Source organism: Flavobacterium sp. C4GT6 (genome assembly GCF_036347315.1).
GTDB lineage: Bacteria > Bacteroidota > Bacteroidia > Flavobacteriales > Flavobacteriaceae > Flavobacterium.
Map to the genome: position 1 here is coordinate 341,063 of NZ_JAZGZU010000003.1, position 26,179 is coordinate 367,241.

Sequence of the window (26,179 nt, forward strand, 5' to 3'; positions counted from 1 at the left end):
AAATTATTCGGGTTTTTAACTTTATTTAGGCAACACTTGCTTTAATTGCCTCTTTAATTTTCTCTTCCAGTTCATCGGCGAGTTCAGGGTTGTCCTTAATCAGGGACTTCACAGCATCTCTACCCTGCCCCAGTTTTGTATCGCCGTAGCTAAACCAAGAACCTGATTTCTTAACGATGTCAAACTCAACCGCAAGATCCAGTATCTCACCCGTTTTGCTTACTCCTTCGCCATACATAATATCGAATTCGGCAGTTTTAAATGGTGGCGCTACTTTGTTTTTCACAACTTTCACTTTAGTACGGTTACCTATTACATTATCACCGTCTTTAATTTGAGATGAACGACGAATATCAAGCCTTACCGAAGCATAAAACTTAAGTGCGTTACCACCCGTAGTGGTTTCGGGGTTACCAAACATAACTCCGATTTTTTCACGCAGCTGGTTAATAAAGAATACCGTACAGTGTGTTTTACTGATGGTAGCGGTTAGTTTACGTAACGCCTGTGACATAAGACGTGCATGCAGACCCATTTTTGAATCTCCCATCTCCCCTTCAATCTCGCTTTTTGGCGTAAGTGCCGCAACCGAGTCAATTACCACAATATCAATAGCACCCGAACGGATAAGGTTTTCGGCAATTTCCAGTGCCTGCTCCCCGTTGTCCGGTTGTGATATAATAAGGTTCTCAATATCTACTCCTAATTTTTCGGCATAATGACGGTCAAAAGCATGCTCGGCATCTACAAACGCAGCAATACCACCGGCTTTTTGCGCTTCGGCAATAGCGTGCAGGGTAAGGGTTGTTTTACCCGATGATTCCGGACCATATATCTCTATTATCCTTCCGCGCGGGTACCCGTTTACCCCAAGGGCAAGGTCTACACCCAGCGATCCCGAAGGGATAACCTCCACTTCCTCTACGGCCTGGTCGCCCAGTTTCATTACCGTACCTTTACCGTATGCCTTATCCAGTTTATCCAGCGTTAGCTGCAGTGCCTTTAATTTGGCTTCTTTATCTCCGCTCATGTTTTGCTTATTAATTTCCAGTAAAATTAGTGCTTTTTTTTGTCGTAACAATATTAATAGAAAAAAATCTTATATGAAAATTTTCTTTTAAAAATGTTACAATTTTTTTTGTAGATTTATCGGAATTTAAACCTTACCTTTTTATGATCGATAAAATTATATTTCGAGATAAAGCATATCAACTTCTTTTATATAATGATTTAGAAAAAAATGAAAACATTTTCACCACGATCATTGGTAAAAATGGCACTGGAAAAAGTACTCTATTAAGTTCAATAGTTTCTGAATTACTCAATAGTTATAATGATAAATTTTTCAACGAAAATGAATTAGGCTTTAAATTTAAGCCCCACTCCCTTCTAAGCCTTGATATTCCTCCACAATCAATTATTGCAGTTTCATCCAGCCCTTTCGATAAGTTTCCTTTAACTAGAAAATTAAACGATATAGAAAGTTATACATATTTAGGATTAAGAGACTTATCTAGTATGAATTTTGGTCTTTCCTACATGTCAAAAATAATATCTTCATTAATCGAAAGTATTTACGAAAAATCTATTCACTGGGATAATATTGCTGAAGTTTTAAATTATCTAGGCTATAAAGATTCTATTAAAACTAGATTTAGCGCCAATATATCCAAATCTTCAATCGAAGAAATTTTATACCAAAAAGGTCCTTATTACGAACACTTATTTACCAAAATAAATATTAAAACGACTAATAAGCGATTTTTTTTAAACACGCATGGTGAAATTGACAGAGAAAAATACGAATATTTCAAATATTTGCTATACAAATTATTACACAGCTCATTTGAATATAGATATAATAAATCACTAAATATCACATTAAATGAAAACCAAATAGCATTAGAATCAGAATTAAGTTTGTCTCTTGATGAAATTATATTTTTAATCCACTCTGGAGTATTCAAACTCCGAGATATCGGATTAGTTAAATTATCCAGAACATCAACTTACTCAATAAAAGATTCAAGCTCTGGCGAACAAAGTGTTATTTTAAGTATATTAGGTATTGCGAGCAAAATAACTAACAATTCTATTATCTGCATTGACGAACCTGAAGTATGTTTACATCCTGAATGGCAAGAGAAATATATTCAAATTCTAACAAAGACTTTTTCTAAATTTAAAAATTGCCACTTTATCATAGCAACGCACTCTCCACAAATAATTTCAAAATTAAGTCCAAAAAATTGTTTTGTTATTTCTATGGAAGACGCATCTATTAAAAACGCTAAAGAATACATTAACAATTCTATAGACTATCAACTTGTTAATGTATTTAAGTCACCTGGATATAAAAACGAATATTTAAGCAGACTTGCTTTCACAATTTTTTCTAAAGTAAGTAAAAACAAAATATTTGATAGTGATGATATAAAAAACTATGAGATATTAAAAAAATCTTATAAATCACTAGAAGACCAAGACCCTGTAAAAGAGCTGACATCAGTATTATTTGAATTATATAAAAAATATGCCTGATATTTCAAATCCATATATTTTCAGTCGAGAATTTAAAGATCGACTAGAGAAAAAATTTTTAATACCTGAAGCTGATTATAAAAATTGGCAAGATGATGATATCACTGACATCCGATCAGACATAAGAGATTATTACAGAACAGAACAGTCTGGAAAATGCGCATATTGTAATCAATTAATTTCTTTAGTTTCTGCTGGAAACGCACAGGTTGAACATATTGTCCCAAAATCAAAACATCTTAAATTTATTATCGAACCAAAAAACTTATGTGTTATTTGTGCAGATTGTAATGAAATAAAAAGAAACCAAGAGGTTTTAAATGATGTACCTGATATTACAAAAAAAGGTATTAAAAGGTACCCAAGAGTATCTTCCTCTTTCAAAATTATACATCCTCACTTTGATAAATTCACAGACCACTTATTAGTCATAAATGGATATTATATCGACAAAACAACTAAAGGAGGCTATACAATCGTTTTTTGTAAATTAAACAGAAAGCTTCATAAATTAGGGTATGAAACTCCTATTTTCAATGATTTAGAAGTTACGGAATTAATGAGATTATACCTTGAAGAAAAAGATTCTATAAAAAGAATGTATATGCTGGCTAAATTTAAAAAAATGTTGATTCTCATTTAAAAAGCTATTATACTTAATCTTTTCCCTATCTTTGCCGCCCGGTTCTTCCATTTAGAGCCGGGAACATAGATACATAGATATCACATAACTTTCTGAAACTTAAATTTTTGTATAGCATGCAACTGTTCAACACTTTAAGCGCCGAAGAAAGAGCCGAGCTTATAGAGCAATCGGGCAAGCAGCGCCTTACGCTGTCTTTCTACGCTTACGCGCACATTCAAGATCCGCAACAATTTAGAGACGACCTGTTCAAGGCCTGGAACCAACTGGAGGTTTTAGGTAGGATATACGTGGCTAAAGAGGGTATTAACGCCCAGCTTTCGCTTCCTGCCGATAATTTTTATGAGTTTAAGGACTTTATAGAAACCTATCCTTTCATGAAAGGCATTAGGCTAAATGTAGCGGTAGAGCAGGACGACCTTTCGTTCCTGAAACTTACCATTAAAGTGCGTAGCAAGATAGTTGCCGATGGCCTTAACGATGATACTTTTGACGTAACCAATAAAGGGGTACACCTTAAAGCAAACGAATTTAACTCCATGCTTAGCGACCCTAACACCATAGTAGTGGATATGCGTAACCACTACGAGAGCGAAATAGGCCACTTTGTTGGTGCTATTAAGCCCGATGTTGACACCTTTAGGGAATCCCTACCAATTATAGAAAATCAGTTAGCCGAACATAAAGAGGACAAAAACCTGTTAATGTATTGTACAGGGGGTATTCGTTGTGAAAAGGCAAGTGCTTTCTTTAAGCACAAAGGTTTTAAAAACGTATACCAGCTTGAGGGTGGTATTATTGAGTACACCCGTCAGGTAAAAGCCGAAGGTATTGACAGCAAATTTATTGGTAAAAACTTTGTATTCGACCACCGTTTAGGCGAGCGTATTACCGATGATATTGTATCGCAGTGCCACCAGTGCGGTAAACCGTGTGACAACCACACCAACTGTGCTAACGAGGCGTGCCACCTACTGTTTATTCAGTGTGACGACTGTAAGGCTGCCAGCGAAAACTGCTGTAGCGAAGCCTGCCAGGAAATAATACACATGCCGGAAGAGGAGCAAAAAGCACTTCGCCGCGGTATTATGAACGGCAACATGATCTTCAAAAAAGGAAAATCAGAGAAACTGACTTATAAGAAAACCGGCGATGCCGTAACGAGTACGCCACTTGCTAAGGCAAAAACGGTTAAAAAGGTAAGAAAAGTGCTTGTTGGTAAAGGAGACCACTACTTTACAAAAGCATCTATCGCACAGTTCACCATAGAGAACCACGAACTTAACACCGGAGATAAAATCATGATTGTTGGTCCAAGCACAGGGGAGCAGGAACTGGTTTTAAACAAAATGTTTGTTAACGGTAAAGAGGGTAATACTGCAGTAAAAGGTGACAGAATTACCTTTGAGGTTCCGTTCAGGATACGCCTTTCAGACAAGCTGTTTAAGGTAACAGAATAAAACATATACCACATACATATAAAAGCCTGTACAATGTGCAGGCTTTTTTTATTACAGGCACTGATAATCAGGCTTCACAACAGGCTTTGCGCTTTATGATTACATTCACGAAATATTAGGTTAAAAATACTATCTTTACACACAAAATCATTTAAGAATCAGTAGCGGTATCATCCGCGATCAATATATATTTTAGAAATTATGGCATGTACAAACTGTTCTACGGGCTCCAAAGACGGAACGCCCAAAGGATGTAAAAATAATGGGACTTGCGGGACGGACAGTTGTAACAAACTTAGTGTTTTTGACTGGCTTTCTAACATGAGCCTGCCGGGTGGTGAAGAGGTATTTAACTGTGTGGAGGTTCGCTTTAAAAACGGAAGAAAAGACTTTTACAGAAATAACGAAAAACTTACGCTAAGCATGGGCGACATTGTCGCTACCGAAGCTTCGCCGGGTCACGATATAGGGATTGTAACCCTAACCGGGGAACTGGTTAAGGTACAAATGAAAAAAAAGAATGCAGATCCTAACGGGGAGGTACTTAAAATATACCGTAAAGCAACCCAAAAGGATATTGATATATGGAGCGAAGTACGCAACAGGGAAGAACCGATGAAGGTTATTGCCCGCGAGCTGGCTATTAAACTTAATCTTGAAATGAAGATATCAGATATCGAGTTTCAGGGTGACGGTTCTAAAGCTACGTTCTACTATACCGCTAACGACCGTGTGGACTTCCGTCAGCTAATTAAAGATTATGCCAGGGAGTTTGGTATCAGAATCGAGATGAAGCAGGTTGGTTTCCGTCAGGAAGCGGCAAGGCTTGGAGGTATCGGTTCCTGCGGTAGGGAACTTTGCTGTTCTACATGGTTAACCGACTTTAGGAGTGTAAACACTTCTGCAGCGCGTTACCAGCAGCTTTCGTTAAACCCGCAAAAACTGGCAGGACAGTGTGGTAAGCTTAAATGCTGCCTTAACTACGAGCTGGACACGTATCTTGATGCGCTTAAAGAATTACCGGATCTTGACACTAAGCTATACACCGAAAAAGGTGATGCTATTTGCCAGAAGGTAGACATTTTTAAAGGGCTTATGTGGTTTGCTTATACTAACAATATGGCGCACTGGCATGTTATTAGTGCTGATCAGGTTAAGGAAATTATAGACCTTAATAAGGAACACAAGCGTATTGCCGCGCTAGAGGATTATGCTGTTGAGCCGGACACTACAAGCGAGGATAGTATTGAGAAAAGCTTCCAGAATGTGGTGGGTCAGGACAGTCTTACGCGTTTTGATAAACCGAAAAACAAAAAGAAAAGACCTTCTTCCAAAAAGAAAAAGGTTACCGCTGATGCTCCGGCAGCAGAGAAGCCTGCAAAAGCAGCTAAGCCTAACCAAAACCGCAACAACGGTAACGGTGGCAATAACGCTAACAATAATAAACCTGTTAACAAACAGCAGGGAGGCGGTGCTCCTAAAGAGGGAGGTAACAGGCCAAACAACAAACAGGGAGGTAATAATAACAGGAGGAAAAAACCTTCTAACAACAATAATAAACCATCATCTGATAATAAAAATGCTGATAAGAAATAGCCTTATAGCCTTAGGACTGCTTTTCCTTACCGCATCTTGCGACAAAAAGCGCGTATTTGACGACTACAAGGCCTTTAACGGCACATGGAATAAAGACAGTATCGTTTCGTTTCAGTTTGAACAAAACGATACCGTTACTCCTTACAATATGTTTGTTAACATAAGAAACAACAACAATTACCCGTTTAATAATATATTCCTTATTGTAAACCTGGAACAGCCGGACGGTGTTACAGTTACCGATACGCTGGAATACATGATGGCAAACCCTGATGGTTCGCTTATGGGTAAAGGTTTCTCTGATGTTAAGGAAAGTAAACTTTGGTACAAGGGCTTTGATGGAGATTATAATTTCCCAAAGGCCGGTAACTATACCGTGAGCATTGAGCAGGCCGTTAGAAAAGCGGGCAGTATACCCGGTGTAGAGGAGCTGGAAGGCGTTACCGAAGTAGGTTTCAGGATAGAATCTAAAGAAGAATAAAAATATAGTTATGGCAACAAAGAAAAAGGGTGCTGCAAATAACAATAAGCAACCGGAGAATTTCTCTAAATACATTAAAACATTCTGGAAGATATACATCGTTGGGGTACTGATGGCTGTATTCTTTTTCCTTTTTGCTTCGTGGGGACTGTTTGGTCACATGCCTACCTTCGAGGAACTGGAAAATCCGGAGTCTAATGTTGCTACCGAGATTATTTCTTCAGACGGTGAAACACTGGGTAAATTCTACACCCAAAACCGTACTCCGGTAAAGTTTGCCGATTTGCCACAAAATCTGGTTAATGCATTAACCTCAACAGAGGATGAGCGTTACTACGATCACTCGGGTATTGATGCCAGAGGTACTCTAAGAGCCGTTGTATTTTTAGGAAGCGATGGTGGTGCCAGTACCATTACCCAACAGCTCGCCAAAAACCTTTTTCACGGGGAGGGTTCAAGAAGTCTTCCTAAAAGGATAGTTCAAAAAGCCAAAGAATGGGTTATAGCTACGCGACTGGAAAAACAATACACTAAAGACGAAATTCTTGCCATGTACTTAAACACGGTAGATTTTGTTAATCAGGCCGTAGGTATACGTTCGGCTGCAAAAATATATTTTGGTAAAGAGCCTAAAAACCTTACAGTAGAAGAGTCGGCTGTAATTGTAGGTATGCTTACCAACCCTTCAAGATTTAATCCTAAATCACATCCTGACCGATCTAAATACAGAAGAAACATTGTTTTCCATCAGTTAGCGAAAAACGATTTTATTACCGAAGAGGAGAAAAAAGCATTACAGGCTAAACCTATTGAACTACACTTTAGCCCGGAAACGCATAACGAAGGTATTGCCACTTACTTCCGCGAGTACCTAAGGGAATTTATGGGTAAATGGGTAAAGGATAACCCTAAAGAAGACGGAACCGAATATAACATCTACAAAGACGGTTTAAAAATATACGTAACTATTGACTCCCGCATGCAAAAGTATGCTGAGGAAGCAGTACAGGAACACCTTGCCAACCTGCAGGAACAGTTTTTTATTGATAATGAAAAGAATAAAAACGCTCCTTTCAGAAACATCTCTCAGGAAGAGACAAAAAGGATAATGGAAAGGGCTATGAAAAACTCCGATCGCTGGAGAATGATGAAGGCCGAAGAGAAAAGCGACGAAGAAATACGTAAGTCATTTGATGTAAAAACCAAAATGAGGATTTTTACATGGAAAGGTGAAAAAGATACCATTATGACTCCTATGGATTCCATAAGGTATTACAAAAACTTCCTGCAAACCGGTATGATGTCCATGAGACCACAAACGGGGCACGTTATGGCATGGGTAGGTGGTATAGATTATAAATACTTCCAGTACGACCACGTAGCACAGGGAGCAAGACAGGTAGGTTCTACCTTCAAACCATTTGTATATGCTACAGCTATAGAGCAGTTGCACATATCTCCTTGTGACTCTATTAACGACTCTCCTTATACCATGCCTAAAGGCAAGTTTGGTATTGAACAGCCCTGGAGTCCAAGAAACTCTGACGGAAAATACAGAGGTATGATTCCATACAGTGAAGCACTTGCAAATTCTGTAAACACGGCTTCGGCAAAACTTATGGAACGTGTAGGTCCAAAAACAGTGGTAGATCTTACCCATCGTCTTGGTATTACATCAAAAATACCTGAACAGCCTGCTATTGCACTGGGTGCCGTAGATGTTACCGTAAGCGAAATGGTTGCTGCCTACAGTACTTTTGCTAATCAGGGACTATATATCAAACCGATAGTAATTACACGTATTGAAGATAAAAACGGAGTAGTACTTTACCAGCCGGTAGCAAAACCGGTAGAGGTGTTTAGTAAAGATATTGCTTATACGGTTATTAAACTTCTGGAAGGTGTTACACGTGGAGGTTCAGGTACAAGATTAAGAACTGGAAAAACAACTCTTCCTTATTATAAACGAGTAACCGGACATCCATATCAGTTCCCTAACCCTATTGCAGGTAAAACAGGTACAACACAAAACCAGTCGGACGGTTGGTTTATCGGTATGGTGCCCGATTTGGCAACAGGCGTTTGGGTAGGTAACGACGACCGTGCAGCCCACTTTAGGACTATTACATATGGACAGGGTGCTACCATGTCACTCCCAATATGGGCGCTATATATGAGAAAATGTTATAATGATAAAACAATTACTGTATCTGATAAAGACTTTGAACGTCCGGAAAATCTAACTATAGACGTGGACTGTAAAGAGAAGAAAGAAACAGAAGTGGATTCCACCGCAGTAAAACAAATAGATTTAAGCGAATTCTAAATCTCATAAAAAAACGCCCTTCAAGAGGGCGTTTTTTTATATATTTATCCCTCAAAACTAAAATACATTGTATGATTAATAAAAAAGTACAAAACGTTGAGGAAGCTTTACGCGATATAAAAGACGGGATGACTATAATGCTGGGTGGTTTTGGCCTTAGCGGTATTCCTGAAAACAGTATTGCCGAACTGGTAAAAAAAGGCACTACTAACCTAACCTGTATTTCAAACAATGCCGGAGTGGACGATTTTGGTCTGGGACTATTACTACAGAAAAAACAAATCAAAAAAATGATTTCTTCTTATGTGGGTGAGAATGCCGAGTTTGAAAGACAAATGTTAAGCGGTGAGCTTGATGTTGAACTTACTCCACAGGGAACACTGGCAGAAAAATGCCGTGCTGCACAGGCAGGTATCCCTGCATTCTATACTCCTGCCGGATATGGTACCGAAGTTGCAGAAGGTAAAGAAGCGAGAGAGTTTAACGGTAAAATGCATATTCTTGAAGAGGCCTATAAAGCCGATTTTGCTATAGTAAAAGCCTGGAAAGGTGACGAAGCAGGTAATCTTATTTTTAAAGGTACTGCCAGAAACTTTAACTCCTGTATGGCAGGGGCAGCAACAATAACTGTTGCCGAAGTGGAAGAACTGGTTCCTGCAGGTGAGCTTGATCCTAACCAGATACATATTCCTGGGATATTTGTGAAGCGTATTTTTAAAGGAGAAAAATACGAGAAAAGAATTGAGCAACGTACAACCAGAAAACGTAATTAATCATGGCATTAGGTAAAGAGCAAATCGCAAAAAGAATAGCAAAAGAAGTTAAAGACGGATACTTTGTTAACCTTGGTATTGGTATCCCAACCCTGGTTGCCAATTACGTAAGGGAAGATATATCGGTAGAATTCCAGAGTGAGAATGGTGTACTGGGCATGGGGCCTTTCCCTTATGAGGGAGAAGAAGATGCCGACGTAATCAATGCAGGTAAACAAACCATAACCACATTACCGGGCGCCTCGTTTTTTGATTCGGCAATGAGTTTTGGTATGATCCGCGGGCAGCACGTAGACCTTACAATTTTAGGAGCTATGGAAGTGGCTGAGAACGGAGATATTGCCAACTGGAAAATTCCGGGTAAAATGGTAAAAGGTATGGGTGGTGCTATGGACTTAGTAGCTTCTGCCGAAAACATCATCGTAGCCATGATGCATGTAAATAAAGCAGGAGAATCTAAACTATTAAAAAGATGTTCGCTACCGTTAACCGGTGTGGGTTGTGTTAAGAAAATTGTTACCGAACTGGCTGTTCTTGAAATAGTGCCGGAAGGATTTAAACTATTGGAACGTGCCCCTGGCGTAACTGTTGAAGATATTAAAAATGCTACCGAAGGAACCCTGATTGTTGAAGGAGATATTCCTGAAATGGTAATAGATTAAATAAACAAAGAGCTGCCTGAATTGTTTTCAGGCAGCTCTTAGTCATTTCGACGAAAGGAGAAATCTCAGATAAATTTAGATTTATTTCATTAGTTCGGCTTACAGCCTCGTGTCTCGACTTCATTCCATTACGCTCGAAATGGAAAATTCAAATAGCTTTTTTATTTCCTCCTGAAACTGCAAAAGGTAAAATTCTGTACAGTATCAAACGGGGTTTTATGATCCAGGTTAATACATTCTATAGTATTAAAATACGACTCAAAACGTGAAGCCAAATCTTCCTTAGAGTACTGCTTGATTTCAATACCACTGCATTTTAAAGGTCCGTTTTCCGAAAAAGTCCCTATGACAGCGATCCCATTATCGGTAATGGCTTTCACAGCATTGCTAATATAATTAGCAACATCATTATCATTGGTTAAAAAATGGAAAGCGGCACGATCAAACCAAAAATCATATTTTTCGGCAGGGGTAAATTCGGTAATATCACTCACTATCCAATTCACTTTCCCGGCATTCTTACCCAGTCTGTTTTTGGCTCTTTGCAATGAGGCTTCAGAAATATCCAAAACCGTAATGTTAGTGTAACCCAGCTCCAAAAGAGCATCGGCAAAAAAACTATCCCCTCCGCCTATGTCAATAATCTTTGCATCTTTAGGTAAATTAAATTTACTCACATACCCTAAAGCCGTTTCGGGGTTGGGCTGGTACCAGCTTACCTGATTAAGCTGTTTGGTAGTATATATATTTTCCCAGTGTCTCTTTCTGTCAAATTCGGTAGTCATCATCAGTTTCCTTTTGGTATCGCTTCAATAAATTTTTTAGTATATTCCTTTTGCGGATGCTCATACAGGGCATCGGCCTCATTCATTTCCTCAATCTGTCCTTTATTCATTATCAGTACCTGATCGCTCATATACTTAACTACGGCAAGGTCGTGTGAAATAAAGACGTAGGTAAACCCGAAATTCTCTTTAAGTTCGTTTAGCAGGTTAAGCACCTGTGCCTGCACCGATATATCGAGCGCGGAAACAGACTCATCACAAACTATCAGTTTAGGTTGCAGGGCAATAGTTCGCGCAATGCCTATACGCTGACGCTGCCCTCCCGAAAACTCGTGCGGATAACGGTTAAAATGTTCTTCTCCCAGTCCTACCCTGTTAAGTATTTCGATGGTTTTTTCCCTACGTTCCTTGTCATTTTTATACAGCCCGTGCACCTTCATAGGTTCCATTATCGCTTTACCTACAGTTATCCTTGGGTTTAGGGATGAATAAGGATCCTGAAATATAATTTGTATTTCCTTGCGGAGTTCCCTTATTGCAGATGTACTAAGTTTAGTAAGATCCTGTCCTTTGTATAATATACTTCCGGCTGTGGCTTTATCCAGTTGCAGTATGGCATTACCCAGTGTAGATTTACCACAACCCGACTCGCCCACCAGCCCCAGTGTTTCGCCTTCATAAATTTTAAAGCTTACATCGTTCACTGCCTTAAATTTTAAATCACGACCAAACAATCCTGCTGACGAAACGTATTCCTTTTCCACATTAATTACCTCCAGTAATGGTAACTTGCTGTATAGTTTTTCATGTTCTTCCTTACGCTGTTGCGGAGTCACCTCGGTTTTATCAACGGTCTCCTCTAGGTAATCCTGAATGGTAGGCAGTCTTTTAAGGCGAACATCCAGCGATGGTCTCGAGTTTATAAGTGCTTTGGTGTAGGTATGTTTTGGGTTCTCAAATATATCTCCTGCCTCCCCCTGCTCTACAATATTACCTTTGTACATTACCAGTACCCTATTAGCAATTTCAGATACGAGCGACAGATCGTGCGAAATGAATATAATACTCATTTTGGTTTCCTGTTGCAGTTCCTTAAGTAGCAATATTATTTCTTTTTGTACGGTAACATCGAGTGCTGTTGTAGGCTCATCGGCAATAAGTATTTTGGGTTTACAGGCAATAGCCATAGCTATCATGACCCTTTGCTTTTGCCCTCCCGAAATTTCGTGTGGATAACGGTTGTATATCTTTTCGGGGTTTGGGAGTTTTACCTTTTCAAAAAGGGAAAGTACCGTAGCCTTAATTTCTTTTTGTGAGAGTGAAGTATGTTCCTTTAATATCTCCTCTACCTGATAGCCACATTTAAGCGACGGGTTAAGGGAACTCATAGGTTCCTGGAATATCATGGCAATATCATTACCTCTAATATCCCTTATCTCCTTTGCGGTTAACTGCGAAATGTCTCTACCCTCAAACGCAATACTTCCCTGTGTTACCTGTAGTATACCTTTGGGCAGCAGCCCCATAACTGCCAGTGAGGTGACCGACTTACCGCTACCCGACTCGCCCACTATACCCAGTATCTCATTTTGCTCAAGTGTAAAAGTACTGTCGTGCACAATGGGCATCCATTGTCCTTCTTTCCTGGCCGAAATTGTTATATGGTTTATATTTAGCAGGCTATCACTCATGTGGTAAAATTAAAGGTTTCCTAAAAATGGGTTTGTAACAAAAGTAACCTTTTATACGTGTATTATTTCCTCTTCTATCAAAAGGTCCTCACGACGGAAACGCAATAATATTTGTGCTACGGCAATAACATCCTTTTCACAGTAGGTTACAATACGGTCTATATTCTTTTCTATGTAATATACCTCGCCTACCTGACTACCGTCTATATCTCCTTTTGGCGAAGGTATACCCAATACTTTGGTAAGCAGTTTTAATGAGGTGAAACTTTTATAATCGCCAAACTTCCATAACTCCATGGTATCCAAATGTGGCACTTCCCACGGTTTTTTGCCAAAAAGGTTCAGTTTGTTAGGGATGGTAATTCCGTTTATTATCATCCTCCGGGCTATAAAGGGAAAATCAAATTCCTTGGCATTGTGTCCACACATTATGTGTTGTGGCTGACTAAAATGATTATTAAGCAGGTTGCTAAAGTCCTTTAATATCTTATCTTCCTCCCCAAAAAATGAGGTAACTCTAAAATGCCTTATATCACCACGAAAGGTAAAGAACCCTGCCGAAAGGCAAACTATTTTACCAAACTCGGCCCAAATACCTGCACGGTCATAAAACTCCTCGGGAGTATATTCGTCCTTACGCTGGTAAGCTGTTTTTTGTTCAAACAGTGATTGTGTTTCCTCGTCCAGCAAACCAAAGTGCCTCTCCTCCGGAACGGTTTCAATATCTAAAAAAAGTATATTTTCAAGGTTTATCCTCTCTATCATAAATTATTCCTCCTTTTGAGCTTCTTCCATAGTCATTTGCAGGCTATTACCTTTACCCTCATCAGGTTTAAGCATTCCCATCATTTTATAAGCCTCATCTACATATACATAAAAGTCGTTGCTATGAGGGTCCTGTGCTGTTTGTAATCCTTTGGTATGTCCTAAGCGTACGATAATCACATTATCCTGTGGTACTACAATTACAAACTGCCCCAAATGCCCACGCATGTAATACATTTTTTTGTTTAGGTACTGGTTTATCCACCAACCATAACCGTATTGTGGTGAATCGGGGAAGCGCGGTGTTACCATTTTGTTCACGTAAGCCGAATCGATAACCTGGTTACCATTCCAGTTCCCTTCATGCAGAAACAGTTTACCAAAACGGGCAAAGTCACGCGCATTACTGGCAAAACAGCAGTAGGCTTTTTCAATTCCGTTTGGTTCATCAAGCTGCCATAACGCAGGGTTTTCTGCACCCATAGGTTTCCAGAATTTATCCGACACATACTCAGACAGTGTTTGCCCCGTGGCTTTGGTAATCACCATAGCCAACAGTTCGGTTGCACCGCTTACATACACAAACTCTTTACCCGGCTCCTCGGTCACTTTTACATCAAGCACCGTTTGCGGAAGGTTATCATCAAAGTAGGCACGGGTAGTTACTGAAAACGGACTGCTGTACTGCTCCCCCCAGTCTAAACCTGTAGCCATAGACGAAAGGTCGCCCACGGTAAGTTTGGCGGCATAACCTTCTTTATATTCAGGATAAAAATCAGATACTTTTTGGTCAATGCTTTTTATCTTTCCTTCCATAATGGCTTTGAAAAGCGCAGCCGAAACAATACTTTTTGCCATTGAGAACGAATTGGTTTTGGAATCCTTACCATAACCATCGTAGTAGCTTTCATGCCAAATACTGTCGTTTTTAATAACAAGGTAGGCTACCGTTCCCAGTTTTTGGTGGGTATCCTCCAGTCTTTCGGTTGCAGGAACCTTGTTATAATCTATGTGGGTTGCCCAGGGCTGTCCTGTGCCGTTTTCCACCACACGATTATCAAAGTACTCGTAGTCGTCCAAAAAGGCAGTGGTTTTACCGTTAAGGTATACTACCCTTACTGCTTTTATTAAATAGTCTACATTAAAAATATATAGTAATGCTACTATGGCTGCAATGATTACAACAAGCCATATAATGAATTTTTTAAGAAATCTCATTGGGTTGGTTTTAATGACTATGGTTACGAATTTACATAATTTTTGCTACCATAGCACCAAACCGGTGTGCGGAATGTGTTAAGAAAAAACCGAGTTAAAAAAGGGACTGCTGCTTTACAGGGTTTTCATGCTCCAGCAGCCATTTTTTACGCCACAGTCCACCCGCATACCCTGTAAGCGAACCATCACTTCCTATAACCCGGTGGCAGGGCACCACTATCCATAACGGGTTTTTACCATTGGCACTCGCCACTGCCCTTATAGCTTTTACATCTCCCAGTTTTATGGAAAGATCCTGGTAGGAAGTAGTTTTACCAAAGGGTATTTCCAGCAGGGCATTCCATACCTTTTTCTGGAAATCGGTACCTTGAGGATTAAGCTTAAAACTAAAATCAGTTCGTTTACCGTTAAAATATTCCTGTAACTGTTGGGCTGCTTCTTGTAATTCCTGCGGTATGGTTTCCGATTGTTTAATATCCTTATCATCCAGAACAGAAATTTTAGACACACCTTCTCCGTCCCCTTCTATAAGGGTAATACCAAGGGGTGACTGTATATATGCTTCTGCCATGATAAGAATATTTTACAGGGTTAAAATAGTCACATAACCCTCTGTTTACTATTAAAAATCAATCGTTTTTCATAAAAAAACCATCAGTTGCCTGATGGTTTCTTATCGAATTGCTATGAAAACTTAGTTATTGCTGAGCAACAACTTTACCTTTAATCGTAAGTACTTTTTTCACGTCGCTATCATTAGTAGTAACTGTAATAGTTTTAGTAAAGTTACCCGGATTAGCTGCATTATAAGTTGCCGTTACACTACCTGTTTCTCCCGGTTTAATTGGAGTTTTAGTATAGTTAGTAGCTGTACATCCGCAAGATGCTTTTACGTGAGTAATTAATATCGTTTGATCTGTAGTGTTTTTAAATGTAAACTCGTGAGATGCAGGATGTCCTTTTTCTACCTCACCAAAGTTGAATACGTCTTCAGTCCAAGTGATTTTTGATGGCTCAGAAGTTTTAGCTTCTGTAAGGTTCGTCACTTTTTTAGCAGTCGCTGTTTGAGCATTTGCTGAGTTAGAAACAAAAAATAACGCTCCTACCACTGCAAATAATGAAAGTTTTAATGTTTTCATAATTTGAATTATTAAATTTGGTTAATACTGTTTTTCGCTTTGTAATATCACAAATATATTTACTAAAATCCACAAATTTGTTAATCAGATTCAAACTCTTGTTAATAACATGTTAACGTGTTGTACAGTAGCGTTTTTTAAAGTAATATCGACCTGATAAAATGGGTATTTTGAAATTCAGTAAATTAAATATAGTCGTATTTATAGGGTTTATCGCCATAGGCGGAGTGCTAATCATGCAGCTGCTTATGCTAAACCAGGCCTATACTTTTGAAAAAAAGGAAGTTGGCGAAAAAATACACTTTGCCCTACAGGATGTGGTAAATAAAATATACCGCGACAATAATAGTGACCTGCCTGCTGCTTCGCCTATTAAAAAAGTATCGGAAGATTATTATGTGGTAAATGTAGATGATGCCTTTGAGGCTCCTATACTGGAATACTATCTTAACCTGGAATTTCAGAAGGTAAAACTGGACATGGATTATGAATATGCCATTTACGACTGCGCGTCAGACGAGATGGTTTATGGAGAATATATTACAGACAGCGGCACTTCGGTCAAAAACGAAAAGAAGTGTGAAAACTGCTTTACCAAAAAAGAAGGGCTGGTATATTACTTTGCCGTGCGTTTCCCCGATCTTAAATACAGTTATATTTCGTCACTACAGCAATACTGGATATACACAGGAGTCCTGTTTCTGGTACTGGTTATTTATGTATATTCAGTTTTCCTAATGCTGAAGCAAAAAAAGTACAGCGAGCTCCAAAAGGACTTTATCAATAACATGACCCATGAGTTTAAAACACCGTTGTCGTCCATACTCATTGCGTCAAACTATGCGGTAAAACAACCGGAAATTGAAGCCAATCCTAAACTAAATAAATATTTAGACATTGTTATTGAGCAAAGTAATAAACTCAACCAGCATGTGGAGAAGGTACTTAACGTGGCCAAGTCTGACGGAATGCACCGCGGTATCCATAAAAAGGAATTCAATATTATGGATTCCCTTGAACTGGTTAGGGATAACGCACTGCTTAAATACAATCATGCTACCATAAACCTAAACAGTGCTAAGGGCGATTACAATATATATGCCGATGAGTTCCATTTTTATAATATTGCGTTCAATATAGTGGAGAATGCCGTAAAGTATGGTCCCAACGGAAGTACACAGGTAAATATTGACCTTGTGGAAACACCTAAAAAACTGGAAATACGATTTACCGATAACGGCCCGGGTATTCCTAAAGGTCATTTGGATTATGTGTTTGACCGATTTTACCGTGTGCCGCGTGAAAACAAGGAGGAGGTTGAAGGCTTTGGTCTCGGATTATTTTATGTAAAAAAAATATGCGATCTTCATAAATGGAAAATCAGCATTATAAATAACCCTGATAAAGGTATTACCGTAACCATTGCCATACCTAAAAAGAGCATATTATGAGCAGGAAAAAAATACTCTACGTAGAAGACGATAACACTCTGGCTTTCCTCACATCAGATAATTTGGAACAGCATTATGAGGTAGTACACTTCGCTAACGGAAATGAGGCTTTTGAAGCTTTTAAAAAAAGTGCTTTCGACCTTTGTGTACTGGATATTATGTTACCCGGAATGGACGGCTTTGATCTTGCAGCAGCAATACGCGAACTGGATGTGGAAATCCCTATTATTTTCCTTTCGGCAAAAACCCTTAAAGAAGACCGTATTAAAGGGCTTAAACTGGGTGCCGACGATTATCTTGTAAAGCCATACAGTATTGAGGAACTTATATTAAAAATTGAAGTGTTCCTGCAACGCAGCCAAAAGCATGTGGCAGTGAAAAATATAACACACACCATAGGTGCTTTTGTATTTGATCCCGAAAATTATGCCCTTACCAAAGGGAAAGAAACCATAATGCTAACCGAAAGAGAAGCCGCACTCCTAAAACTATTTATAGAGCATAAAAATACTATACTGAAACGTGAAGTGATACTGAAATCGCTGTGGGGTACTGATGATTATTTTATGGGACGAAGTATGGATGTATTTATTTCCCGATTAAGGAAAATTTTCCGTGAAGACGAAAACATCCGTATAGAGAACATACCAAGAATAGGCTTTAAACTGGTAGCCCCCGAGTAGTATTCGGTGTTCGATAACCGGCACAGCAATTATCGAACACCAATACCTGTATTACTTTTCAATAATACTGTACATATAATCTTCCAGTGCTTTCAGTTCTTTGTCTGAAAAGTTTTTGGTAATGTAAAAGTTGGTTTTCATTACCTCATATTGTGACGGATCTACCAAGGGTTCTCCCTTTCCTTTTAGAAACTGAACCATATCCCCGTTTTTCTCTTTATATATTTGGGCTATTTGAGCTATGCTTGGCCCAATTACTTTTTTCTCTGGTTTATGACAGGAAAAACAATTTCCTTTACCGTTAAAAATATCACGCCCTAAAGCAACAGAAGGATCTTGGGATATACCCGCAGCCTCAGCGCCTTCATCAGATGATTTAGTAGTAACAATAGTTTCTTTTTTCTCTTCCTGCTTGCATGAAAACAGCGAAACAATTAATAGCAGTAGTAGTAATTTTTTCATGGTATAAAAATATGCCCCAACAGTTGGCGATGGGTCAATATAATATTATTTGTTTAAAAGTATAGCGGCTTCTTTAGCAAAATAAGTCGAAATAATATCGGCCCCTGCACGCTTAATACAATGCAGTTGCTCCAGCATTATCCTGTCGTGATCCAGCCATCCCTTTTCGGCAGCAGCCTTAACCATGGCATACTCTCCCGAAACCTGATATACCGACACCGGAACATGTACCGCATTTTTCACCTCGCGTACAATATCAAGGTAAGCGATACCCGGTTTTACCATTACAATATCAGCTCCTTCTTCCACATCATGCAATGCTTCCTTAATCGCTTCAATACGGTTGGCATAATCCATTTGGTAGGTTTTCTTGTCACCAAATCCGGGAGCAGAATCAAGCGCATCCCTAAACGGTCCGTAGAATGATGAGGCATACTTAGCACTGTAACTCATGATACCCACATTGTGATGACCATTTTCTTCTAACGCCTTACGGATAGCCAGCACACGGCCGTCCATCATATCACTTGGCGCAACAAAATCGGCTCCGGCATCGGCATGGCTTAAACTCATACGGGTAAGTGCATCAACGGTAGGATCGTTAAGTATTTCTCCGTTCTCCACAATACCGTCATGACCGTAAATAGAATATGGATCAAGAGCCACATCGGGCATAACTACCATACCCGGCACAGCATCTTTTATAGCTTTAATAGCCTGTTGCATCAGTCCGTCTGGATTCCAGGCTTCCTTACCGGTATTATCTTTAAGGTTATCGCTAACCTTTACATAAATATTTACTGCCTTTACTCCAAGACTCCAAAGTTCTTTTACTTCCTTCACCGTTAAATCTATGGAACGACGGAAAATACCCGGCATAGACGGTATAGGGATTTCTACATTTTGCCCTTCGGCAATGAACATAGGGAACATAAAATCGTTTGGTGTAAGAACCGTTTCCCTTACCAGCGCACGCATGGCATCGGTTGTTCTTAATCTCCTGTTTCTGTGTATAGGGAACATGTATTTGTATATTTAAATTTTTATTTTCTCTTTTATCTCTTCTGTTTTTTCCTTCAGGAATCTTGGCGGATCAAACCTGTAACCAAAAAACAACGTACTGTAACCAATAGTATCATCCATATTTACAGCCGTATCGGCATCATAATTAGATGCCATACCTTTTACATAAACCCCGCCGTAAAAGGTTTCTGAATTGTAACCCAACGACAGCGTAAAAGCTGCCTGAGTTAAAAAGCGTGTATCGCTAACACTACCATCTTTTGTGTAGGACATGCCCGCACCTACAGACAGACCTCCGGCAATAAGTATGTTTTTTGCCATTACCCAGTTGTAATGATATGCCGGAGCCAATGCCACATCTACAAAATAACTCTTACCTCCCAGTTGTGGTTCTTTCCTGCCGTTAAACTCGGTATAATAATAACTTAATGACGGCGCAAAACTTCCCGTACTTTTAAGTTGTCTTTCATTTTGAAAAGCCAGTGCCCTAAACGAAAAATTATCATTGAACACATAACTGGTACTACCGCCAATTTTTATGGTTTTTAATCCTGACAGGTATACGCTTTCATAATTATCGGCCTCCAGTGAAATACCTTTTTGGTAATACAGGTCAAAATGCTGCATCCACTTTCCTAAAAACAGGTTAAGCCCTAATGACGTCATCTTACTATCCCTGTTGTCCTTATTCTCTGCAAAGAATTTAGGGGCAAACCCCAGATTAAACGATATAAAATCGTACTGTACGGTTACACCCAGTGTCCTTCTTTCATTAGGAACCATATTTATAATTGTCCCTATATCCTCATAATCAAGAGTAAACTGATTTGAAGTGTTGAGCGTAAATAATTGTACGGATAACTTATCGGGGAATTTTTGGATATAGGCATTAGTAATACTGTCGGCCTGTGCAAAGCAACCCGAGCCTGTTAGCAATACCGCCCCTATAAATCCTTTTATACCCAATTAATCGGTTTCATTAATACTTCTATCAATTTCTCTTCCTCACTACCCTTTTCAGGATGATGGTCGTATATCCATTGTACATGTGGCGGTAAACTCATAAGGATACTCTCTATCCTACCATTGGTTTTAAGCCCAAAAAGCGTACCCTTGTCATGTACCAGGTTAAATTCCACATAACGGCCACGGCGTATTTCCTGCCATGTCCTGTTCTCTTCTGTATATTCTGTATCTTTTCTTCTTTCAACAATAGGCACATAAGCCTCAAGGAAACTGTTACCTACTTCGGTCACAAAGTCATACCAGTTTTCCATACTAAAGCTATCGGTAGCCTTACAGTGATCAAAAAACAGTCCGCCTATACCACGCGCCTCATTGCGGTGTGCATTCCAGAAATAATCGTCACACTGTTGCTTAAATTTAGTATAAAATTCCGGATTATGCTTATCACAGGCTGTTTTACAGGTTTGATGGAAGTGTTTTGCATCTTCCTCAAAAAGGTAATAAGGCGTTAAATCCTGACCACCGCCAAACCAGCTGTTTACCAGGTTACCCTGTTTATCATACATTTCAAAATACCTCCAGTTGGCATGTACTGTTGGTACAAACGGATTTTTAGGGTGTATTACAAGACTCAGTCCGCAGGCAAAAAAATCAACATCGCCTACATTAAAATAAGCCTGCATTGCCTTAGGTAACGGACCGTGTACGGCAGAGATATTCACTCCTCCCTTTTCAAACACATTACCGTTTTCTATAACACGGGTACGACCGCCGCCGCCTTCAGGGCGTTCCCAAAGGTCCTGCCTGAATTTTGCTTTGCCGTCTACCGCTTCCAGCTTTGATGTTATAGTATCCTGTAAATCCTGTATGTATTGGTAAAATTTATCTTTCATCATAATACCCTTCTTCCTCGTAAGTATAATCTAGTTTATATTCCTTTTTTAGTTTTTCTACTTTTTCTCTTTCCCCAAATATGTAATAGGTAGTCTGGTCACCGGTATCAACAGAAACGAATTCTTCTTTAATACCTTCTTCCTCTAGCATGGTATTCACTAAATCTACAACTGTTGTAACATTATACCAATCCCTATAATTTTCAGGGAATATTATATAGCATTTATCTTTATGAATTACATACAATTGTGTATCAATACTTTCCTCTGGAGAGGCATCAAACTTGACTTCCTGATAAGCCTTTACCCCTGATAATTTACCCCTTGTATGTTTTACAAAATTTAGAAGAAGATTATCATTATCGGCTGGATAGGAAATTGATTCTGTATCAAATTCTATACTTATACCAGCTTTATATAGACTTTTGTATATAACCATATCACCATAAAAAAAATCATTTGTCTTAAAAACAACAGCATCAAAATCATTGTCAACAAGACCTATATCCCTGATATATTTATCAGTATACTCCTCTGTTTGATTAACCCTGTCATAGCGCTCAAGCATTTCCTGCTTTATAATATCATCTTCAATATATGCTTGGGTCAACTCTGTAAAATTGGGTAAATACTTAAATATATCTGTAAAAAACCATGCTTCTTTTCGTCTTATTTTTTCAATTAAATCAAACTTTTTGAAAAGAGCCACATATACTTCCGGTGCAAGCTTTTTCTCCTCAGAAATCTTATAACACAATTGATTAAAATTATTTAGTACAGTAAACTGGTGCGTATTCTCAATTATTTCAATTTGTTTTTGGGCATCATAAGTACCAAAAGCCAGCCTGTTAAATTCACTCTCAAAAAACATTTTGGCTTCCTCATTTTCAAAGCTTTCTACACTTTTCAAAACAGTGTCTTTTATTTCCTCTTTCTGCTTTTTATCTCCATGTTTAAGAACATCAAATATGCACTGGAGAATAAGCTCTTCCTTTCTTTTTTGTGAAAGAGTACTCCCTGCTATAGTATATGTTTCACCAGAAACATGAATTTCTCCCTCTATCCTAAAATCAGATACAAGGTATGTATCTCTTGATGGTCTGTCTTTAAAAAAACTTTCCTTTACCGGATTATTCAAAACTATCTCCGTCATAAAATTTAGGATTTTAGCTTTTATCTCTGGCGTTCCGTTTTCAAGAAAAGGTCTAAGATCTCCTACAAACAGCGCACTGCTTTTTACCTCATTAGGACTAATACAATAGTCTACTGTTTTTTCACTTGTTCCGTCACTACCCAGCCAATATAAAATACGGTCTTTATTTGTCGATTTTCCCGACAACAACCTTTCTTCAAACAGTTTAATGTAACCCTCTACTCTGTTATAACCTAAAAACTGAACTATTGTACGCTCCAGCTCAGGTTCTTCAATTAAAGGAAACAGTTCTTTTTTAACTGAATCGTCTAAAAAAAGTCTTGTTCTTTTAGTAGTATCATCTTCCAGTTCCAATTCATTAAATAAATCACTAATTGCTGATTCGTCACGACTTTTTAGTATTGCGATAATTTGCGGAATAGTTGTTTTATCCCCTTTTTTGTAACGCTCCCCAAGCGTATTTTCCTTAGCAAGCTTCAGTTCATTTTCCTTTATTTCCTTTTCCCTGTTTCGGGCATCAATGTAACGGTTTATTAATGCCACATTCTCTTTATCAGTTATAACAAAAAGCTGAGGAGTCTCACGCCCCATACTTATATCGGCTATTATACTGTTAATCCTACTACTGTCTGATTTCATATCCTGAGAATATACAACATGCATATTTACCACACTGATTAAAACCAGCATGAAAAACTTTAACCCTTTTAGGCAATTGCTATTTCCCATTGTAGTACTCTGATTTTAATAGTCCGAAATAAATAATATCTTCAAACTCGCCGTATCCGTTCCTGAATTCCTGCCTAAGTATACCTTCCTTCACAAACCCGTTTTTTTCGGCAACGCGCTGGCTGCCCCTGTTTACCGGAGAGGTACATATAAAAACCTTATTCATCCCTATTTCTGTAAAACAGAAATCAACAGCATTAGCTACCGCTTTTGTTATTATCCCTTTGCCCTCATAATCCATATCTATAAAATAGGCCAGTTCACATTTACTGGTCCTTACAGAAATGTTTTTAACCACCACATAACCTATAAGTTTTGTGGTAAGCGGACTGCGCAGATAAAAGTAATAACCTTCTTTTTTCTGTTCGGTTTCCAGTGCCTGTGTAAGGAACTGTTCGGTTTTCTCAAGGTCAGAATTGGCAAAAGCCGTAATTGGAAACGTTTTGCGTATGTGCTCCCTGTTCCTGTCCACAAGGTTAAAAAACTCCTGCGGAAGTATTTGTGCTATACGGTCTGTTCTCCAGCTTACGGTTTCCATTGCCTGCTATTTTAACCGGGATATTTTGTTTGCTATATCAAAAGAAAAAACTTTGCTCCCTGATTGTATGTAACTATATAAAGATACAGCCTTTTGTTTTAGTTCGCTGTAATTTTCCTTTTCAGAAAGCTTTGCCAGGAAGTCGGCAAAAAGCTCCATATTCTGCCAGTCTGTACCAGCCTTTGCCAAATGGTTATTAAGCGCTTCCGGAGTAATGGTTTTAAGTTTTGTCAATGATAAACCTATCCCTTCAAGCTGGGCATCTGCATCATTATCACTCCATCCGTCGGGTACAAAAACAAGGGATATCAGTTTTTTAAGCTGATTGTTTATCCTTTCGTTGTCCTCATCCCTTAAACCTAAACTAAGCGGCATAACATTGTGGTGTTTCGTAATCAGTGTACAGTAGCCTGCCCTAAAGCCTGCTACTGTTCCTGAATACTACTATTAACGATATTCTTTTACTGCGTCGATAAATGCCTTGGCATGATCTACCGGAATATTTGGTAATATACCATGACCAAGGTTAACGATATAATTGTCCTTACCAAACTCATCAATCATTTGATGTACCATTTTCTTAATGGTTGGTATAGGTGATAGTAATCGTGAAGGGTCAAAGTTACCCTGTAGTGTTATCTGTCCGCCCGATAAGTAACGTGCATTACGTGCCGAACAGGTCCAGTCTACACCAAGTGCCGAAGCTTTACTTTGTCCCATTTCGTTAAGGGCAAACCAACATCCTTTACCAAACACGATAACGTGAGTTTCGGGAGCCAGAGCCTCAACAATCTGGTTAATGTATTTCCATGAGAATTCCTGATAATCTACCGGAGAAAGCATACCTCCCCAGCTGTCAAACACCTGTACGGCATTTACACCTGCTTTCACTTTTTCTTTAAGGTAAGCTATGGTAGTATCGGTTATTTTTTGAAGCAGTGCATGGGCTGCTTCCGGCTGAGAGAAACAAAATCCTTTTGCCGTATCAAAGCTTTTAGAGCCTTTACCCTCTACTGCATAACAGAAAATTGTCCATGGTGATCCTGCAAAACCTATTAGCGGCACCTCATCATTAAGCATCTCTTTTGTAAGCTTAATAGCATCCATTACATAACCAAGTGACTCATGAATATCCGGTATGCGCACCTGCTCCACATCCTGTACTGTACGTATAGGGTTTGGTAAAAACGGACCTACATTCTCTTTCATAAGCACCTCAATACCCATAGCCTGTGGTACCACAAGGATATCAGAAAATAAGATAGCTGCATCCGGCTTAACGATACGTATTGGCTGAACCGTGATTTCGGCTGCAAGTTCCGGTGTCTGGCAACGGGTAAAAAAGTCATATTTGTCCCTTAGTGCACGAAACTCAGGTAAGTATCTTCCTGCCTGGCGCATCATCCATACCGGTGGCCTTTCTACTGTTTCGTTGCGTAGCGCTTTTAAAAATAAGTCGTTCTTGATCATTTTTTCTGTTTATTACTTTTCCTCTCACAAGGTTTTTAAAACCTTGCAGGATTATCTTTATAATAATTAATACATTGTATAATCACATTTTCCACCGAAGGGTGGTTTGCGACCACTATATTTTCTGTTATTCCCTGTAAAGCCTTTGCGGTGGTTGTCCCTATGCAAAAGCAAACAGTATTGCTTATTTCATTTTCCTGAAGAAAGCTCTCAATCCCCGACGGACTGAAAAACAGTACTCCGTTCAGTTCGGCGTTTATTTTATGTGGCGTTAATGCCGTTTCATATGCCTGTATTTCGGTAAGCCTTATACCTGCTCCTTTAATGGCTAACGGCAATGTGTCCTGCCTCAGGTTTCCCGAAAAGAATACAAACTCCCTTTCCTTATACTGCTGTAGTATTATTTGGGAAAGGTCTTTGGCATAATCGGCATAAACCTCAACTGTATATCCGTGCTGTTGTACCAGTTCGGCTGTTTTGGTTCCCACACAAAAAATACTGCTCCCTTTATATTGTGTACTCCTGCCGCTAAGCAGGAAACTTTTAAATGCATTCTGACTGGTAAAAATCAGGTTATGGGGTATATCACCCAGTTCAAATGGTTTGTTTACCGTAGTAATAAAGTCGGCTTCCAAAACACTAAGTCCTGCATTAAGCAAATACTGCCTGTGGTTTCCCTGCAGTTTTTTAGTGGATAATATACGGATACCGCCTTCCAAATCTTTACTGTT

At 39.0% G+C, this 26,179-nt stretch carries 26 protein-coding genes; 10 read left to right on the top strand and 16 right to left on the bottom strand.

Annotated features, from left to right (window positions below; genetic code table 11):
- Positions 1 to 25: 25 nt before the first annotated feature.
- Positions 26 to 1,030 (bottom strand): recombinase RecA, encoded by a 1,005-nt coding sequence (gene recA, locus V3Z67_RS05955; protein ID WP_330442439.1) that lies wholly within the window; start codon positions 1,028 to 1,030, stop codon positions 26 to 28.
- A 143-nt stretch (positions 1,031 to 1,173) separates the two neighbouring features.
- Here recA and V3Z67_RS05960 point away from each other — a divergent pair, with 143 nt between their 5' ends.
- The 8 genes from V3Z67_RS05960 to V3Z67_RS05995 all read left to right on the top strand — a co-directional run bounded on the left by V3Z67_RS05960 (position 1,174) and on the right by V3Z67_RS05995 (position 10,482).
- Positions 1,174 to 2,541: an AAA family ATPase gene (locus V3Z67_RS05960; protein WP_330442440.1), complete on the top strand. Its 1,368-nt coding sequence runs from the start codon at positions 1,174 to 1,176 to the stop codon at positions 2,539 to 2,541.
- Positions 2,534 to 3,184 (top strand): HNH endonuclease, encoded by a 651-nt coding sequence (locus tag V3Z67_RS05965; RefSeq protein ID WP_330442441.1) that lies wholly within the window; start codon positions 2,534 to 2,536, stop codon positions 3,182 to 3,184. The genes V3Z67_RS05960 and V3Z67_RS05965 overlap by 8 nt, the downstream gene beginning before the upstream one ends.
- Before the next feature lie 116 nt (positions 3,185 to 3,300).
- Positions 3,301 to 4,644: an oxygen-dependent tRNA uridine(34) hydroxylase TrhO gene (gene trhO / locus V3Z67_RS05970; RefSeq protein WP_330442442.1), complete on the top strand. Its 1,344-nt coding sequence runs from the start codon at positions 3,301 to 3,303 to the stop codon at positions 4,642 to 4,644.
- A gap of 201 nt (positions 4,645 to 4,845) precedes the next feature.
- Positions 4,846 to 6,240, top strand: coding sequence for a PSP1 domain-containing protein (locus V3Z67_RS05975; RefSeq protein WP_330442443.1), 1,395 nt, complete (start codon positions 4,846 to 4,848; stop codon positions 6,238 to 6,240).
- Positions 6,224 to 6,721 carry a gliding motility lipoprotein GldH gene (locus tag V3Z67_RS05980; RefSeq protein ID WP_330442444.1) on the top strand — a complete coding sequence of 166 codons (498 nt, stop codon included), beginning with the start codon at positions 6,224 to 6,226 and terminating at the stop codon, positions 6,719 to 6,721. The genes V3Z67_RS05975 and V3Z67_RS05980 overlap by 17 nt, the downstream gene beginning before the upstream one ends.
- Positions 6,722 to 6,731: 10 nt before the next feature.
- Positions 6,732 to 9,047 carry a penicillin-binding protein 1A gene (locus V3Z67_RS05985; RefSeq protein ID WP_330442445.1) on the top strand — a complete coding sequence of 772 codons (2,316 nt, stop codon included), beginning with the start codon at positions 6,732 to 6,734 and terminating at the stop codon, positions 9,045 to 9,047.
- A gap of 71 nt (positions 9,048 to 9,118) precedes the next feature.
- On the top strand, positions 9,119 to 9,820 hold the full coding sequence (locus V3Z67_RS05990; protein ID WP_035131533.1) for a CoA transferase subunit A: 702 nt from the start codon (positions 9,119 to 9,121) through the stop codon (positions 9,818 to 9,820).
- Positions 9,821 to 9,822: 2 nt separating this feature from the next.
- A complete protein-coding gene (locus V3Z67_RS05995; protein ID WP_035131535.1) occupies positions 9,823 to 10,482 on the top strand; it encodes a CoA transferase subunit B in 660 nt (219 codons plus the stop codon).
- Positions 10,483 to 10,643: 161 nt separating this feature from the next.
- Here the strand turns inward: V3Z67_RS05995 and V3Z67_RS06000 are convergent, their stop codons facing one another.
- From V3Z67_RS06000 to V3Z67_RS06025, 6 genes are all read right to left on the bottom strand, one after another.
- Entirely contained in the window at positions 10,644 to 11,270 is a 627-nt protein-coding gene (locus V3Z67_RS06000; RefSeq protein ID WP_330442446.1) for a class I SAM-dependent methyltransferase, read from the bottom strand.
- The gene (locus tag V3Z67_RS06005) at positions 11,270 to 12,958 is read right to left on the bottom strand and encodes an ABC transporter ATP-binding protein (RefSeq protein WP_330442447.1); all 1,689 of its coding nucleotides are present in this window, start codon (positions 12,956 to 12,958) and stop codon (positions 11,270 to 11,272) included. The genes V3Z67_RS06000 and V3Z67_RS06005 overlap by 1 nt, the downstream gene beginning before the upstream one ends.
- 51 nt (positions 12,959 to 13,009) lie before the next feature.
- Positions 13,010 to 13,723 carry a 3'-5' exonuclease gene (locus tag V3Z67_RS06010; protein ID WP_330442448.1) on the bottom strand — a complete coding sequence of 238 codons (714 nt, stop codon included), beginning with the start codon at positions 13,721 to 13,723 and terminating at the stop codon, positions 13,010 to 13,012.
- A gap of 3 nt (positions 13,724 to 13,726) precedes the next feature.
- Positions 13,727 to 14,941 carry a serine hydrolase domain-containing protein gene (locus V3Z67_RS06015; RefSeq protein WP_330442449.1) on the bottom strand — a complete coding sequence of 405 codons (1,215 nt, stop codon included), beginning with the start codon at positions 14,939 to 14,941 and terminating at the stop codon, positions 13,727 to 13,729.
- Positions 14,942 to 15,035: 94 nt separating this feature from the next.
- Positions 15,036 to 15,512 carry a methylated-DNA--[protein]-cysteine S-methyltransferase gene (locus tag V3Z67_RS06020; RefSeq protein WP_330442450.1) on the bottom strand — a complete coding sequence of 159 codons (477 nt, stop codon included), beginning with the start codon at positions 15,510 to 15,512 and terminating at the stop codon, positions 15,036 to 15,038.
- Between the two features lie 127 nt (positions 15,513 to 15,639).
- A complete protein-coding gene (locus V3Z67_RS06025; RefSeq protein WP_035131552.1) occupies positions 15,640 to 16,080 on the bottom strand; it encodes a DUF1573 domain-containing protein in 441 nt (146 codons plus the stop codon).
- A gap of 170 nt (positions 16,081 to 16,250) precedes the next feature.
- On the opposite strand from V3Z67_RS06025, the gene V3Z67_RS06030 reads away from it, so the two are divergent.
- Together V3Z67_RS06030 and V3Z67_RS06035 are read left to right on the top strand one after the other, a co-directional pair.
- A complete protein-coding gene (locus V3Z67_RS06030) occupies positions 16,251 to 17,531 on the top strand; it encodes a sensor histidine kinase (protein WP_330442451.1) in 1,281 nt (426 codons plus the stop codon).
- Positions 17,528 to 18,214: a response regulator transcription factor gene (locus V3Z67_RS06035; RefSeq protein WP_330442452.1), complete on the top strand. Its 687-nt coding sequence runs from the start codon at positions 17,528 to 17,530 to the stop codon at positions 18,212 to 18,214. The genes V3Z67_RS06030 and V3Z67_RS06035 overlap by 4 nt, the downstream gene beginning before the upstream one ends.
- 51 nt (positions 18,215 to 18,265) lie before the next feature.
- Here V3Z67_RS06035 and V3Z67_RS06040 read toward each other — a convergent pair whose 3' ends face one another.
- The 9 genes from V3Z67_RS06040 to V3Z67_RS06080 form a co-directional block, all read right to left on the bottom strand.
- On the bottom strand, positions 18,266 to 18,676 hold the full coding sequence (locus V3Z67_RS06040; RefSeq protein WP_330442453.1) for a c-type cytochrome: 411 nt from the start codon (positions 18,674 to 18,676) through the stop codon (positions 18,266 to 18,268).
- 45 nt (positions 18,677 to 18,721) lie between these two features.
- Positions 18,722 to 19,699, bottom strand: a complete 978-nt coding sequence (gene hemB, locus V3Z67_RS06045; protein ID WP_330442454.1) for a porphobilinogen synthase — start codon at positions 19,697 to 19,699, stop codon at positions 18,722 to 18,724.
- Positions 19,700 to 19,711: 12 nt separating this feature from the next.
- Positions 19,712 to 20,665, bottom strand: coding sequence for a DUF4421 family protein (locus V3Z67_RS06050; RefSeq protein ID WP_330442455.1), 954 nt, complete (start codon positions 20,663 to 20,665; stop codon positions 19,712 to 19,714).
- Positions 20,656 to 21,558, bottom strand: coding sequence for an oxygen-dependent coproporphyrinogen oxidase (gene hemF, locus V3Z67_RS06055; protein WP_330442496.1), 903 nt, complete (start codon positions 21,556 to 21,558; stop codon positions 20,656 to 20,658). Before hemF ends, V3Z67_RS06050 begins: the two co-directional genes overlap by 10 nt.
- Positions 21,548 to 23,401, bottom strand: coding sequence for a hypothetical protein (locus V3Z67_RS06060; RefSeq protein ID WP_330442456.1), 1,854 nt, complete (start codon positions 23,399 to 23,401; stop codon positions 21,548 to 21,550). The genes hemF and V3Z67_RS06060 overlap by 11 nt, the downstream gene beginning before the upstream one ends.
- 28 nt (positions 23,402 to 23,429) lie before the next feature.
- Positions 23,430 to 23,978, bottom strand: coding sequence for a GNAT family N-acetyltransferase (locus tag V3Z67_RS06065; protein ID WP_330442457.1), 549 nt, complete (start codon positions 23,976 to 23,978; stop codon positions 23,430 to 23,432).
- Between the two features lie 6 nt (positions 23,979 to 23,984).
- The gene (locus tag V3Z67_RS06070) at positions 23,985 to 24,353 is read right to left on the bottom strand and encodes a hypothetical protein (RefSeq protein ID WP_330442458.1); all 369 of its coding nucleotides are present in this window, start codon (positions 24,351 to 24,353) and stop codon (positions 23,985 to 23,987) included.
- A 72-nt stretch (positions 24,354 to 24,425) separates the two neighbouring features.
- Positions 24,426 to 25,448 carry a uroporphyrinogen decarboxylase gene (hemE, locus tag V3Z67_RS06075; protein ID WP_330442459.1) on the bottom strand — a complete coding sequence of 341 codons (1,023 nt, stop codon included), beginning with the start codon at positions 25,446 to 25,448 and terminating at the stop codon, positions 24,426 to 24,428.
- A gap of 35 nt (positions 25,449 to 25,483) precedes the next feature.
- Complete coding sequence (locus V3Z67_RS06080) at positions 25,484 to 26,167, bottom strand: uroporphyrinogen-III synthase (protein ID WP_330442460.1); 684 nt, start codon at positions 26,165 to 26,167, stop codon at positions 25,484 to 25,486.
- Positions 26,168 to 26,179: the final 12 nt, after the last annotated feature.

What these genes read in the sequence shown, in the direction of transcription:
- V3Z67_RS05995 (WP_035131535.1), top strand. Translation starts at nt 9,823, where the DNA reads ATGGCATTAGGTAAAGAGCAAATCGCAAAAAGAATAGCAAAAGAAGTT.
- recA (WP_330442439.1), bottom strand. Translation starts at nt 1,030, where the DNA reads ATGAGCGGAGATAAAGAAGCCAAATTAAAGGCACTGCAGCTAACGCTG.
- V3Z67_RS06010 (WP_330442448.1), bottom strand. Translation starts at nt 13,723, where the DNA reads ATGATAGAGAGGATAAACCTTGAAAATATACTTTTTTTAGATATTGAA.
- hemE (WP_330442459.1), bottom strand. Translation starts at nt 25,448, where the DNA reads ATGATCAAGAACGACTTATTTTTAAAAGCGCTACGCAACGAAACAGTA.
- V3Z67_RS05965 (WP_330442441.1), top strand. Translation starts at nt 2,534, where the DNA reads ATGCCTGATATTTCAAATCCATATATTTTCAGTCGAGAATTTAAAGAT.
- V3Z67_RS06065 (WP_330442457.1), bottom strand. Translation starts at nt 23,978, where the DNA reads ATGGAAACCGTAAGCTGGAGAACAGACCGTATAGCACAAATACTTCCG.
- V3Z67_RS06015 (WP_330442449.1), bottom strand. Translation starts at nt 14,941, where the DNA reads ATGAGATTTCTTAAAAAATTCATTATATGGCTTGTTGTAATCATTGCA.
- V3Z67_RS06060 (WP_330442456.1), bottom strand. Translation starts at nt 23,401, where the DNA reads ATGCTGGTTTTAATCAGTGTGGTAAATATGCATGTTGTATATTCTCAG.
- V3Z67_RS05990 (WP_035131533.1), top strand. Translation starts at nt 9,119, where the DNA reads ATGATTAATAAAAAAGTACAAAACGTTGAGGAAGCTTTACGCGATATA.
- hemB (WP_330442454.1), bottom strand. Translation starts at nt 19,699, where the DNA reads ATGTTCCCTATACACAGAAACAGGAGATTAAGAACAACCGATGCCATG.
- V3Z67_RS05985 (WP_330442445.1), top strand. Translation starts at nt 6,732, where the DNA reads ATGGCAACAAAGAAAAAGGGTGCTGCAAATAACAATAAGCAACCGGAG.
- V3Z67_RS06000 (WP_330442446.1), bottom strand. Translation starts at nt 11,270, where the DNA reads ATGATGACTACCGAATTTGACAGAAAGAGACACTGGGAAAATATATAT.
- V3Z67_RS06035 (WP_330442452.1), top strand. Translation starts at nt 17,528, where the DNA reads ATGAGCAGGAAAAAAATACTCTACGTAGAAGACGATAACACTCTGGCT.
- V3Z67_RS06025 (WP_035131552.1), bottom strand. Translation starts at nt 16,080, where the DNA reads ATGAAAACATTAAAACTTTCATTATTTGCAGTGGTAGGAGCGTTATTT.
- hemF (WP_330442496.1), bottom strand. Translation starts at nt 21,558, where the DNA reads ATGAAAGATAAATTTTACCAATACATACAGGATTTACAGGATACTATA.
- V3Z67_RS06070 (WP_330442458.1), bottom strand. Translation starts at nt 24,353, where the DNA reads ATGCCGCTTAGTTTAGGTTTAAGGGATGAGGACAACGAAAGGATAAAC.
- V3Z67_RS05960 (WP_330442440.1), top strand. Translation starts at nt 1,174, where the DNA reads ATGATCGATAAAATTATATTTCGAGATAAAGCATATCAACTTCTTTTA.
- V3Z67_RS06020 (WP_330442450.1), bottom strand. Translation starts at nt 15,512, where the DNA reads ATGGCAGAAGCATATATACAGTCACCCCTTGGTATTACCCTTATAGAA.
- V3Z67_RS06040 (WP_330442453.1), bottom strand. Translation starts at nt 18,676, where the DNA reads ATGAAAAAATTACTACTACTGCTATTAATTGTTTCGCTGTTTTCATGC.
- V3Z67_RS05980 (WP_330442444.1), top strand. Translation starts at nt 6,224, where the DNA reads ATGCTGATAAGAAATAGCCTTATAGCCTTAGGACTGCTTTTCCTTACC.
- trhO (WP_330442442.1), top strand. Translation starts at nt 3,301, where the DNA reads ATGCAACTGTTCAACACTTTAAGCGCCGAAGAAAGAGCCGAGCTTATA.
- V3Z67_RS06005 (WP_330442447.1), bottom strand. Translation starts at nt 12,958, where the DNA reads ATGAGTGATAGCCTGCTAAATATAAACCATATAACAATTTCGGCCAGG.
- V3Z67_RS05975 (WP_330442443.1), top strand. Translation starts at nt 4,846, where the DNA reads ATGGCATGTACAAACTGTTCTACGGGCTCCAAAGACGGAACGCCCAAA.